Source organism: Sphingopyxis sp. OPL5 (assembly GCF_003797775.2).
Classification (GTDB): domain Bacteria; phylum Pseudomonadota; class Alphaproteobacteria; order Sphingomonadales; family Sphingomonadaceae; genus Sphingopyxis.
The window spans coordinates 1,825,898-1,837,868 of record NZ_CP060725.1; the positions used below are offsets into that span (position 1 = coordinate 1,825,898).

An 11,971-nucleotide genomic window follows, 5' to 3' on the forward strand; every position below is an offset into this window, starting at 1 on the left:
GGGCGCATCAGCCGAGGGCCGCGCGGGCTTCCTGCGCGGCCCCGGCTGACAGCGGCAGATAGTCGCTCGCCCGTCCCGCGATCGCCTGCGCCTCGGGCGTCAGCATGAAGCGGAGGAAGGCGAGCGTTTCGGGGTGGACGGGCGTCTTCGCCGGCGCCGCATGATAAGCCTGCACCGTGCGGCCGAGCGGATAGGTGCCCGCGCCGACCGACGCCGCATCGGGCAACAGCGCAATCCCGTTGGCGCCGATCAGCGGCAGCGTCTTGATCTCTTTCCCGGCGATCCCGATGCCAAGGCCGGCGGGATCGCGCGCCAGCGCGCGGCGCATCGCGATGGCCGCCTCGGCTTCGGCCTTCGCCGGGCGCGGCGGCACCGTATATTCGCGCAGGCGCGGCCATGCCATGCGGTTGCTGCCGTTCAGCACCGCCGCGCGGAAGAAGCGGCCGCTGCCGCTCTCGGCCTCGGGCGCGTAGAGATGGATCGGCCGGTCGCGCCACGCGCCGTCGAGGCCCAGGTCGCCCCACGTCCGTGCCTGCTGCGCCCCGTCGCCGAATGCCGCGGCGAGCCCGTCGATGCTGATCGAGGCGAGCGGATTGCTCCGATGCACCATCGCCGCCAGTGCGGGCGAGCGCCCCGGCGTCGCGACGCTGCCACCCAGCACCGCGACGCCCCTGGGCCGGAAGCGATAAATCCATTCGAAGGCCTGGATTTCGGGCTTGGTCGCCTCGCGCCCGATCAGCGCGATGTCACAGGTCGCCGCATAGAGATTGGCCATCGCGACATCGCTGCCCGCCATCGCGACGTCGACCCTGATCGCGGGATTGGCGGTCTCGAAGGCTCGCTTCCACGCCGCGACGACCGGCATCATGCCTGCCGTCCCCGCCAGCCGGACACGTCCGGGCAGGCCATGCACCGGCGGCGGCAGCGTCGAGGCCCAGGCGGTCGCCGGGAGCAGCGCCAGCGCGGACAGGAGTTGGCGGCGCCTCATTTCACTTTCCCCAGCTCGTGCGTCAGCGTCCTGGCGCTGAGCGGCAGGTAACCGCTATGGTCGATCAATATGCGCTGGCCCTCGCGGCTCAGCAGGAAGCGCAGGAACTCGCGCTGCGCAGGATCCATCTTCTGGCCCGGGGGGACGTCGACATAGGCGGGGATGATCCGGATCAGCGGATAGCTGCGGTCGATCAGCGTCTCAGGCGTCGCATCGACGAACGGCCCCTTGGCGTCCCAGGCGAGCGGCAGCGCGCGGACGTCGGGATGCTTGTAGCGGATGTTCGAGATCGCGATGCCGGTGCGGTCGGTCGCCAGCGCATCGACGATCCGCTGGCCATGATCATATTGGGTGCCGTCGGGACGTTGCTGATGCTCATATTCGCGCATCGCGCCGTTCCAGCGGTGGCTGTCCTCGAGCACGCGTTCACGGAAGAACAGCCCGAAATCGACATCGGTCTTCCAGCCATAGGGGATGATCGCGGCATCGCGCCACGCCTCGCCCAGCCCGAGCTGCCCCCAGCGCCGCACCTGCCCGCCGCCGCGCCGCCCTTCCTCGCCGAAGATCGCGTCGAGCTGCTTCAGCGTCAGCCCTTTGATCGGATTGTCGCGGTGGACGAAGATCATATGGGCATAGTCGTAGAAATTGACGTCGACGCTGCCGTTCGCGACCTCGATGCCGGTCGGGTCATAGCCCTTGGCACGGCGGAAGGCGCGGAGCGCGGCGGGGCTGATTTCCTCGCCCAATATGGCGATGTCGCCGGTGCCGCTGTAGAGCGACCCGATCGCCGAGGCGGTGCCGTACATGCGGTTTTCGAATTTTACCTCGGGCTGGTGCTTCGCGAATTCGGCGATCCAGGTCGCCAGCAATTGCCCCATGAAGTCGCGCTTGAAACTGCCATGCCCCCAGATGCGCAGCGTGCCCGTCACGCGCTCCTGCGGTCGATAGGCCGGAAGCCCGTCGACGAAGGCCAGCGCGGGGTGATCCGCACCGAGCAGGTGTGTCGTGCTTTCGGCCTGCGCGGGGCCGGCGAACAGCGTCGCAAAAGCGAGGAACAGGGCAAGCGGGCGCCGCATCAGTCGAGCTTGGCCAATTGCGCCGCCGCGACCTCGGGGGTCAGCGGCAGATATTTGCCGTCGGCCTGGATCGCCGCCTGCCCGTCGCGGCTCAACACATAGCGCAGCCATTCCTTGACCTTGGGGTCGACGGGTTTCCCCTTCTCGCGGCGGAAATAATAATAAACGTCGCGGGTCAGCGGGAAGCTGCGGTTCTGGACGGTCTGGAGGGTCAGCGGGATGAAGGTCTTGCCGCCGTCGGTCGACAGCGGCACCGACTTGATGCTGTCGTTCATGAACGGAATGCCGGTGTAGGCGATGCCATATTTGTCCGCCGCCAACCCGTTGGTGATGAGCTCGCCGCCCGCGGTCAGCGAGCCGTCCGCCTTCAGCCCCGCGACGTTGGAATAGGCGCGCATGTCCTCGTTCCACTTGCCCGAACCCTTGAGCACCTTTTTGTCGATCTCGTCGTTGAAATGATATTTGGCGTTGTAACCGTAGACAGTGATCGGCTTGTTCGCCCATTCGCCCTTGAGGCCGAGCTGGCCCCAGGTGCGGATATTCTTCTCGGGTCCGCGCGCGACGCTGGTGTCCCAGGTCAGCCCGTTCCAGCCGCCGTCACGGCGACCGCCCAATATGCCGTCGACCTGCTCCATCGTCAGGCCGGTCAGCGGATTGTCCTTGTGGACGAAGATGCCGAGCGCATAGGACCAGCCACGGACATTGTACGATCCCGTCGCCATGATGATCTCGACCACCTCGGTCTGCCCGACACCTTCCTCACCGCCTTGCGCGCCTTCGCGCTCGAAGCCCTTGAGTTCGTCCCACAACGCCTGCCGCCCCATCGGCGCGACGTCGGCGGCGCCCGAGATCAGCCCGGGGAAGGCGACCGACGAGCTGTAGAGGTTGTCGTTAAAGCTGACGCCCGGTTGCAACTTGCGGAACTCGGCCTGCCACACCTCCATCAGCCCGCTGTCCTTGAGGTAGTTGTTGCCCCATTGGCGGATCGTGCCGGTCACCTGCGCCTGCGGCACATAGGGTTTGAGTCCGGTCAGGTCGAACTGCGGCTCATAGAAGATTTTCACCGCGCGCCCGCGATTGCCGATCGCACGCGCCTTCGACAGCGCGTCGGCGTCGGTCGTCGGCGCGCTGGCCTCCTGTGCCGTTGCTGCGGATGTCAGGACCAGCGCAGCCAGCGCGGCCGTCACGATGCGCTTCATTTTTCGCTCTCCAATATTGCGATCTGTGCCGCCGCGGTCGGGCGGTCGAGGGGTAGATAGCCATTGTCGGCTTCGAGCAGCTTCTGTCCTTCGGCCGATAACGCGAATTGCAGGAAGGCTTTGACATGCGGCGCCAGCGGCTTGCCCGGCGCACGATCGACGAAGGCATAGGCGCGGCGCGTCAGCGGGTAGGAGCGGTCGGCGACCGTGGCCGCGGTCGGCAGCACCGCCGCGCCGCCATCCGACAGCGCCACGGCCTTGAGTCCGCCCCACGCCTGCGCGGCATTGGCGATGACGAGCGCATAGCGGTCGCCCCGGCCGCCTTCGCCCGCCCGGTCGGCGGCCGCCGCGATCGTGCCGTCGAGCCGGCGCGCATCGTCATATTCGGCGATGCGGTCCCAGCACATGCGCCGGTCCTTCGCCGTCACGCGGTTCTGGAGCCAAAGCCCGGTACGCGTCGCGAAATCATAGCTGTGGATGCGGATCGGCTGCCGCGCCCATTCGCCTTTCAGCCCGAGGTCGCCCCAGGTCGCGATCGGCCGCGCCTCATCGCCGCAATCGATGATCCGCGCCAGCTGGTCGAGCGTCAGCGCCGTCAACGGGTTGTCGTCATGGATGAGCAGCGTGATCGCGTCGGACTTGCCCGGCGCGGCGACCGCGCCGGTCGCGATCTCGATCCGCGTCGCATGATATTCCTTCGGCCGCGAAAAGCCGTTGTCATCGACGATGTCGTTGGCGCGACCGATCAAGGCGATGTCGGCGACCCCGCCAACCAGCCCGTGGATCGCGCTGTCCGATCCCTTCATCGAAAATTCGAAACGGGTGCCGGGGTGCTGTTTCTCATAGGCGTCGGCCCAGCGCTCGGCGACGCCGAGCATCGCGGGCGTGCCCCAGATGCGGATCACCTGTTCCTGCGCCTGCACGGCAACAGGCGCGAACAGCAAGGCGGCGGCGAGCAGCATCCTCATGCCAGTTTCCTCCGCTCTTTCTCGGCCGCAGCTGGCGACAGTGGCAGATAGCGCCCGTCGCGATTGACCGCCTCCTGCCCCTCGCGGCTCAGCACATAGCGCAGGAATTCGCGCACTTTGGGATCGATGCGGCGGTCGGGCGGCAAGTCGATCACCGCCGGCAGGGTGCGGGCGAGCGGATAGCTCTGGTCGATCAGGCTGGCCTCGCTGACCGCAACGAACGGCCCGGCGGCCGTATGCGCGAGCGCGAGCGGCTTCACCTCGGGCACCGCATAACGGATGTTCGACACCGCGATCCCCGCCGGGTCCTTCGCCAGCGCGTCGAGCACCTGCTGGCCATGGTCATAGATCGTCCCGTCGGCGTTGTTGATATGCGCGAAACCCTGCAAGGCGGGATTCCAACGATGGCTGCCCATGAGCACCGCGTTGCGAAGGTAGAAGCCGAAGCTGTCGTCGATCGCCCAGCTATAGGGGGTGATCGCGCGGGTCCCCCAGGCGCCCGTCAGACCGAGTTCGCCCCAACGCCGGATATTGCGTGTCCCGCGCCGGTGCTCGGTCCCGAGGATCGCGTCGAGCTCGACCAGCGAAATCCGCGCCAACGGATTGTCGCGATGGACAAAGACCATCTGCGCATAGTCGAAATTGCGGATATCGACGCTGCCGGTCATCAGCTCGACGCCGGTCGGCGCATAGCCCTTCACCCGCTCGAACGCCCTGGCCGCGTCGGGGAGAATTTCCTCGCCGAGCAGCGCGATGTCGCCGAGCCCGTTATAGAGCGCGGGGATGCCCGACGACGTGCCGTAAAGATGCGTCTCCAGCCGCGCCTCGGGGTGGAAACGCTGGAAATCCTCCGCCCACTGATCGACCAGATAATGCATCCACGGCAGCTTGCGATTGCCATGGCCCCACAGGCGGATGTCGCCGGTGACCTTTTCCGCCGGCGCGTAGCGGGGCATCGCCGCCGCCGCGCGCGCCGCGACGCTGCCCGGTGCCTGCGGGCGCGGGTCGATCTTCTGCACCGCGGGGGTCAGCCGCTGCGCCGCCGCGGGCATCGCCCAGAGCGCGAACGCGCCGCCGATCAGGGTGCGGCGCGCAAGGCTCATCCGCCCTCGCCCGCCGATGCCGATCCGGTCTTTTCGATCTCGACCAGCTGCGCGCGCGCCGCCTCGGCCGTCAGCGGCAGATATTTGCCATCCTTCATGATCAGTGCCTGTCCCTCGCGGCTGACCACGAAGCGCAGATATTCGGCGATCAGCGGGTCCATTTTCTCGCCCGCCTTGCGGTTGGCATAGAAATAGACCTCGCGCGTCAGCGGATAGGTACGCGCCTGCACACTCTGGATCGTCGGCATGACGAACGGCCCCGCCGCGGTCTGCGCGAGCGGCACCGTCTTGACGTTGGGTTTGTCGGCATAGAGCATCGCCGTATAGGTGATGGCATATTTGTCGTTGCCGAGGTCCTCCATCATCTGGTCGCCGGCGTTCCACAATTTGCCATAGTCGCCGTCGCTCTCGCGCACCTTGTTGCTATATTCCTCCATCTGCTCGTTCCACTTGTACCCGCCGCCGAACACCTTGTCGGCGAAGTCGCGCGGGAAGTGGAAGTTGGTCGTATAGCCAAGGACGCGGATCGGCTTGTCGGCCCATTCGCCGGTGAGCCCAAGCTGCCCCCAAGTGCGGATATTCTTGTCCCGGCCGCGCGCGACGCTGGCGTCCCAGCTATTGAGCTTCCACCCGCCCTGGCGCTCGGCACCGAAGATGCCGTCGAGCTGTTCGATGGTCAGCGACTTGAGCGGATTGTCCTTGTGGACGAAGGGCACGAGCGCGAAGGACCAGCCCGATACGTCGAACGACCCCGTCGCCATCATCACTTCGGCGGGCAGGCCGCCCATCATCCGCTGATAGGCCTGCAATTCCTCCCAGCTCGGGCGCCGGCCCATCGGCGCGAGATCGGCCTGTCCGGTATAGAGCCCGGCCATGCCGATGAAGGTGCTCGCGAGATTATTCTCGAACGTCACCCCGGGGTGATATTTCCTGAACGCTTCCTCGAAATAGCCCTGCAGCGGGCTGTCGGCGAGATAGTTCGATCCCCATTGCCGGATGACGCCCTTCATCGGCGCCGACGGCTTGTATTCCGGGAGCTGCGACAGATCGAATTCGATCGTATAGGCGCGGCGGAAGCCCTTGGTCTTCAGCGCGTCGGCGCGGGCCTTTTGCAAGTCGAGCGAGTTCATCGAGCCGACGGGTGCCTGCGCCGCGGCCGGGGTCGCCGCGAGCAGGGCGATGGTGAGGATTGCCAGCCGCATCATTGCGCGCCCGGCTCGAGCTTGGCGAGTTGCGCTTTGACCACCGCGGCGGTCAGCGGGGTGTAGCGGCCCTCGCGCTGGATCTGTTCCTGCCCCTGCTGGCTCAGCACGAAACGGAGAAACTCTTCCACCTTGGGATCCATCGGCTGGCCGGGTGCCTTGTTGGCGTAGAAGAAGATCTCGTTGATCAGCGGATAGCTGCGGTCGCGGGTGCTCTCCAGCGTGCGCGCGACGAAGGGGCCGCCGTCGAATCCCTGTACCGCCAGTTCCTTGAGGTTCGGGCCGAGCGCCAGCGGCGAGGCGATGCAGATGGCGAGCGGGTCGCCCTCGGCGAAGTCGAGCACCTGCTTGCTCCACGATGCGATCGTACCCTCCGGCGTCGCATAATTGGCGAAGGCCTGATAACCCTCGACCCACTGGTCGCTGCCGCGCAGGACGAGATTCTGGAACACGACCTGGATATTCGCGCGCGGGCTTTGGCCGCACGGATGGATCGGCTTGTTCGCCCATTCGCCGGTCGCGCCAAGCTGGCCCCAGGTGCGGATATTCTCGTCGGCGCCGCGTTTGAACGGATAATCGTTGCGATAGACGCTGCCGTCATAGCCGCCGTTGCGCGCCGTCCCGAACACGCCGTCGAGCTGCTTCATGCTGATCTGCTTGATCGGGTTGTCCTTGTGGACAAGGATGATGAAACCCGGCGACCAGCCATAGACGTCATACGACCCCGTCGCGGCCGTGATCTCGGTGACCGGATATTTATAGACCTGCTCGAAGGTCAGATGATCCATCAGCGTCGCGGGGCGCCCGACGCCGAGGTCGGCGACCTTGCCCGCGACGCCCGGCACCGCGATCCCCGCCGTCGGCAGGTTGAACTCGAATTCGATGCCGGGGTGGAACTTCCTGAACTCGCTCGACCAATATTCGCCGAGCGGGCCGTCCTTCAGATAATTGCTGCCCCAGATGCGCAGCTTGCCGCTGACCTGCCGCTTCGGCTTATACACCGGCAGGTCCGACAGATCCCATTTCTTGGTATAGCCGCCGAGCGTCGCCTTCTGTTTGCGGAAGCCGGTGACATCGAGGGTCCAGATGCTGCGCTTGGCATTGGTCGGCTCTTCCGCCGGTGCGGGCGACGGTGCCGGCTGCATCTGCGCTGCAGCGGGTGCGGCGAGCATCAGCGCCATCAGGGTCAGGGGGAGCAGCTTCATGGCGTGGTCCTTCATTTCGCGGTTACCCGGGGAAGAGCGAGGTCGATTTTCGCGGCCTCGGCGCGCGCGACTTCGGCGGTCAGCGGCAGCCATTTGCCGTCGCGCTGGATGATCGCCTGGCCTTCGCGGCTGAGCACGAAGCGCAGGAACTCGCGCACCGCGGGCGCCATCGGCTGATCGGGCTGCGCATCGGCATAGGCATAGGTTTCGAGGTGCAGCGGATAGCTGCGATCCTGCACGCTTTTCAGCGTCGGCAGCACGAAGGGACTGGCCTCGTCGCGCGCGACCGGCACCATCATCGCGCCCTTCACCTTCACGCCCGGATCGGCAAAGGCGATGCCGCAGCGGTCGCGCACCGCCGCCGCCACGCGATCTTCGCCCGGATGCGTCCGCTTGCCATTCTTCAGCGCAAGCGGGATTTCGCGCGCATTGTCGTTCCACATATTGCCGCCGACGAGCACCTTGCGCTCGAACACCGACATCAGATGATATTTGAGCGGCGGGACGTAAACGTCGATCGGCTTGTCGGCGCAGAAGCCGGTGACACCCAGATCGCGCCACCAGCGGATATTCCGGTCCGCCCCGCGCCCCGCCTGCCGCCGCCAGGTCGTCGAGACCCAGCCGCCGCGGCGCGGGCCGCCGAAGATGCCGTCGAGCTGGCGGATGGTCAGCCCTTTAAGCTTCACATCCCGGCCGGTGAAGACCGCGATCGCGGGGCTCCAGCCGGCGACGTCGAACGATCCGGTCGCGACCTGGATTTCGCGCGGGCTGCGGTCGCGCTTCAACTGGAAATCATAGACCTCGCCCGCGAAATAGCTGCTCCAGCGGCGCCCGATCGACAGGTCGACGGCGTCGTCGTTGAGGTCGCCGTCGCGGATCTCGAAGCGGATATCGGGCTGGTGCCGGTTGAAGGCCGCGATCAGCGCCTTGCCCGCGGTGCCGCCCATGAGCTGCCCGCTCGCCGGCATCCGCACCGTACCGGCAACCGGCGCGGCCGGGGCATAGACGGGGAGCCCGGACAGGTCGAACGCGGTCTTGTAATAAGCGCGCGTCGCGACGGTCCGGCCCGTCTCGTCGGGGCTTTCGCCATCCCATTTCTTCGGCGCCAGCTGGTCGAGTTGCAGCCCCAGTGCATGCGGGTCGACGCGCTCGCCGGTGGTGTCGAGCTTCGACCGCATCTCGGCGGCGCGGCCCGCGGGCAATGTGATCCATTTGCCGTCGCGCTGCACGCCATCCTGCCCGTCGCGGCTGAGCATGAAGGTCAGGAATTCCTTGACCAGCGGATCGAGCGGCTGGCCCGGCGCCACGCGCACCTGCGCCCATTGTTCGATGAACAGCGGATAGGAGCGGTCGCGCAGACTGGTCAGCGAGATCGGCACGAACGGCCCCGCCGCGCTGGCACCGATCGGCACCGCACGGATGCCGGGACGGTTCGATCCCATGTCGGAAAAGGAGATGCCGTAGCGGTCGGCGGACATGTCCCTGACCATTTCCACCGACGAGGAATAACGCGTGCCGTCGGGGTTCGCCTCATGGCTATATTCGAGCGTATTTTCGTTCCAGACGTCGCCGCCCTGGAAAATCTTGCGCTCGAAACCAAGCTGGATGTTGTACTTCAGCGGGCGGCCGTAGATCATGATCGGCTTGTCGGCCCATTCGCCGGTGAGGCCGAGGTCGCCCCAGGTGCGGATGTTCTTTTCGGGCCCGCGCGCGACGCCCGGGTCCCAGGTCGTGCCCTTCCACCCGCCGGTGCGCGACCCCGCAAAAATGCCGTCGAGCTGTTCGACCGAAAGATGCGCGATCGGGTTGTCCTTGTGGACGAAGATCACGAAGCCGGGGCTCCAGCCGGGCACGTCGTAACTGCCGGTCGCCCAGTCGATCTCGAACAATCGCTCGCCGGTCGCCTGCTCATATTGCGAGGCGGCACGCAGGCGGTCGGAAATGCGCGGCCCGGTCTCGATATCGACCGCGCCCGACGCGATCGTGCCCTTGGGCAGGATCACGACCTTCACGCCCGGATGGAAGCGCTGGAAGGACTCGATCCACTGGTCCTTGATCAGCCCGTCGTGGAGATAGAGGCCCGACACGCGGATCGTGCCCGTCAGCTGCTTCGCGGGCCGATAGGGCGGCAGGTCGGCCAGCGGTTGAAGGTCGGTGTAGAAACGCTTGTGCTTGCGCGCATCGGTACGCGCGTCATGCTCGCCGCGGATGATGATATTCTCGCGCATTCCGTCGCCGAGGCGCTGGAAAATCTGGTCGTAGGTTTCGCCGGTCGGACGCTTGTCCTCCTGCGCGAAGGCGGCGGTCCCCGCGGCGAGAAGGATCAGCGACAATCCGGTCAAAGGCTTTTTCATCGGCTCCGCTTCTTCGATTAGTGCCGGCACTGCGGGACGCGCATCGCGCAGTGCCGGCCGGCCCGGCCCGCGATGTCACGGCATCGCGGGCTAGGCGATCAGCATATCAGTCGAGCTTCTTCAGCTGCTCGGCCAGATATTCGGGGGTCAGCGGATAATAATAGCCGACCCGGGCGATGATTTCCTGACCTTCGCGGCTGAGCACGAAGCGCATGAATTCGCGTACCTTGGGATCGAGTTTCTGACCCGGCGCCTTGTTGACGTAGAAATAGCCGTCACGGATCAGCGGATAGGTGCGGCCCGCCACCGAGTCCGGCGTGAGAGCGACCGCGGCACCGCCGCCGCGCGGGATGACCTTCAGCACCTTCACATCGGGATAGTTTTTGACGTGCATCAGCGAGGCGATGCCGATGGCGTTCGGGTTCTTCGACAGGTCTTCGAGCGCCGCGGTGCTCGCGATATCCTTTTCGGTACCCGGAACCGCCTGCTTCGCTTCGACATATTCGCGGAAGTTGGGGTTCATCTTCTGCGACCAGTAAAGGAGGTGGCGCTGGATCGCGATCGCGAAGCCCGGCGCGACATAGCCGAAGGTTTCGACCTCCTTGTTCGCCATTGCGCCCTTGACGCCGAGCTGGCCCCAGGTGCGGATCAGCTTCGAACGGTCGAGCGCATATTTCGACGTATATTTATAGTCGCCCTTGTACAGTTCCCAGCCGCCGGTGCGTTCGGAGCCGAACAGCCGTTCGAGCTGGTCCATCGAGATTTCGTTGAGCGGGTTGTTCTTGTTGACGACGATCGCCCAGGCGAACAGCGACCCGCGCTTTTCATAACCGCCGGTCGCGACCGAAATCTCGGTCGGCATATAACCGAAGGCGTTGTAGAAGGGCATCATGTCGGTGATCTTGGCATCGTCGCCCATCGGCGCGACGTCCGAGACGCCCATGTAGAGACCGGCGATGCCGCCCTCGCTCGACGGGATATGGCTCGTCGCCATCTTCGCCTCGGGGTGGAATTGCGCGAAGCCGGCGGCGAGCTGCGGCACGGCATTCTTGAGCTCGCTGCCCACGATGCGCAGGCCGCCGACGACCCGGAATTCGGGCTTGTACGAAGGCAGGTTCGGCAGCGACGGCGGCGGCAGTTCGCGATAGCTCGACAAGGTTTCCGGACCCGTCGTGCGCAGCGAATCCTTGACCTTGTCGAACGCGGCGTAGGTCGCATTGTCCCGGAGGAGCTGCGGACGCAGCACGCCCTTGAAATCCTCAGACTTGGCGAAGGCGACCGGATCGCGATATTCCATCAAGAGCCAGGTCTTGCCGCCCGCGCCGCGTTCCAGATACATGGTGTAGCGCATCAGCAGCTTGCCGGCGATCTGGCCGTCCATCAGCGGCTTGATATAGCCGGTCGCGAATTCGCGCTGCTTCGCCTCGGGCGCGGTCGGTTCGTACATGTTGATCTTGAAGACCGAATTGTTCGAATCGCGCGGGGTCTTTTCGCCGTGGGTCAGTATGTCGACGCGCTTGACGTCGAGCGCGGCGGCGAGCTTCGGCTGGCCCTCGCGGACCCACGCCTGATAGCTGCCCTCGGTCGGGAATTCGAGCGCGACGAACCGGCTGAAGGCCGCGCCCTTTTCCTCGTCAGCCTCGAGCCAGATGGCATCGGATACCTGGCCCGACTGGCGCCATGCGGCCAGCGTGGTCGCCAGCCCCTCGGGCGTTTCGGTGCCGACGGGCACCTTGATCAGCACATTGGCGGTCTGCGCCAGTGCCGGTCCGGCGAATGTCGCGGCCAGCAGGAGCATCAAGGCCCCCCAAAGCTGGCGCAGGCTGAAAATTCTGACCTTCATCGCTCTTCCCCTTTGGCCCCGCGTGCATCGCGG

At 65.9% G+C, this 11,971-nt stretch carries 9 protein-coding genes; all 9 read right to left on the minus strand.

The genetic code is table 11. The features are described 5' to 3' along the window. Positions 1-7: 7 nt before the first annotated feature. The 9 genes from EEB18_RS08750 to EEB18_RS08790 all read right to left on the minus strand — a co-directional run bounded on the left by EEB18_RS08750 (position 8) and on the right by EEB18_RS08790 (position 11,938). Entirely contained in the window at positions 8-988 is a 981-nt protein-coding gene (locus EEB18_RS08750) for a PstS family phosphate ABC transporter substrate-binding protein (RefSeq protein ID WP_187141960.1), read from the minus strand. Next, the gene (locus EEB18_RS08755; RefSeq protein WP_187141961.1) at positions 985-2,064 is read right to left on the minus strand and encodes a PstS family phosphate ABC transporter substrate-binding protein; all 1,080 of its coding nucleotides are present in this window, start codon (positions 2,062-2,064) and stop codon (positions 985-987) included. Before EEB18_RS08755 ends, EEB18_RS08750 begins: the two co-directional genes overlap by 4 nt. Further along, positions 2,064-3,263 carry a PstS family phosphate ABC transporter substrate-binding protein gene (locus EEB18_RS08760; protein WP_187141962.1) on the minus strand — a complete coding sequence of 400 codons (1,200 nt, stop codon included), beginning with the start codon at positions 3,261-3,263 and terminating at the stop codon, positions 2,064-2,066. Before EEB18_RS08760 ends, EEB18_RS08755 begins: the two co-directional genes overlap by 1 nt. Then, positions 3,260-4,231, minus strand: a complete 972-nt coding sequence (locus EEB18_RS08765; RefSeq protein ID WP_187141963.1) for a PstS family phosphate ABC transporter substrate-binding protein — start codon at positions 4,229-4,231, stop codon at positions 3,260-3,262. The genes EEB18_RS08760 and EEB18_RS08765 overlap by 4 nt, the downstream gene beginning before the upstream one ends. Then, positions 4,228-5,334 carry a PstS family phosphate ABC transporter substrate-binding protein gene (locus EEB18_RS08770; RefSeq protein ID WP_187141964.1) on the minus strand — a complete coding sequence of 369 codons (1,107 nt, stop codon included), beginning with the start codon at positions 5,332-5,334 and terminating at the stop codon, positions 4,228-4,230. Before EEB18_RS08770 ends, EEB18_RS08765 begins: the two co-directional genes overlap by 4 nt. Further along, positions 5,331-6,536, minus strand: coding sequence for a PstS family phosphate ABC transporter substrate-binding protein (locus EEB18_RS08775; RefSeq protein WP_187141965.1), 1,206 nt, complete (start codon positions 6,534-6,536; stop codon positions 5,331-5,333). Before EEB18_RS08775 ends, EEB18_RS08770 begins: the two co-directional genes overlap by 4 nt. Beyond that, a complete protein-coding gene (locus EEB18_RS08780; RefSeq protein ID WP_187141966.1) occupies positions 6,536-7,741 on the minus strand; it encodes a PstS family phosphate ABC transporter substrate-binding protein in 1,206 nt (401 codons plus the stop codon). Before EEB18_RS08780 ends, EEB18_RS08775 begins: the two co-directional genes overlap by 1 nt. Positions 7,742-7,752: 11 nt before the next feature. Next, positions 7,753-10,095 carry a PstS family phosphate ABC transporter substrate-binding protein gene (locus EEB18_RS08785; protein ID WP_187141967.1) on the minus strand — a complete coding sequence of 781 codons (2,343 nt, stop codon included), beginning with the start codon at positions 10,093-10,095 and terminating at the stop codon, positions 7,753-7,755. Positions 10,096-10,201: 106 nt separating this feature from the next. Beyond that, the gene (locus EEB18_RS08790; protein ID WP_187141968.1) at positions 10,202-11,938 is read right to left on the minus strand and encodes a PstS family phosphate ABC transporter substrate-binding protein; all 1,737 of its coding nucleotides are present in this window, start codon (positions 11,936-11,938) and stop codon (positions 10,202-10,204) included. Between the last annotated feature and the right edge of the window lie 33 nt (positions 11,939-11,971).

What these genes read in the sequence shown, in the direction of transcription:
- EEB18_RS08750 (WP_187141960.1), bottom strand. Translation starts at nt 988, where the DNA reads ATGAGGCGCCGCCAACTCCTGTCCGCGCTGGCGCTGCTCCCGGCGACC.
- EEB18_RS08755 (WP_187141961.1), bottom strand. Translation starts at nt 2,064, where the DNA reads ATGCGGCGCCCGCTTGCCCTGTTCCTCGCTTTTGCGACGCTGTTCGCC.
- EEB18_RS08760 (WP_187141962.1), bottom strand. Translation starts at nt 3,263, where the DNA reads ATGAAGCGCATCGTGACGGCCGCGCTGGCTGCGCTGGTCCTGACATCC.
- EEB18_RS08765 (WP_187141963.1), bottom strand. Translation starts at nt 4,231, where the DNA reads ATGAGGATGCTGCTCGCCGCCGCCTTGCTGTTCGCGCCTGTTGCCGTG.
- EEB18_RS08770 (WP_187141964.1), bottom strand. Translation starts at nt 5,334, where the DNA reads ATGAGCCTTGCGCGCCGCACCCTGATCGGCGGCGCGTTCGCGCTCTGG.
- EEB18_RS08775 (WP_187141965.1), bottom strand. Translation starts at nt 6,536, where the DNA reads ATGCGGCTGGCAATCCTCACCATCGCCCTGCTCGCGGCGACCCCGGCC.
- EEB18_RS08780 (WP_187141966.1), bottom strand. Translation starts at nt 7,741, where the DNA reads ATGAAGCTGCTCCCCCTGACCCTGATGGCGCTGATGCTCGCCGCACCC.
- EEB18_RS08785 (WP_187141967.1), bottom strand. Translation starts at nt 10,095, where the DNA reads ATGAAAAAGCCTTTGACCGGATTGTCGCTGATCCTTCTCGCCGCGGGG.
- EEB18_RS08790 (WP_187141968.1), bottom strand. Translation starts at nt 11,938, where the DNA reads ATGAAGGTCAGAATTTTCAGCCTGCGCCAGCTTTGGGGGGCCTTGATG.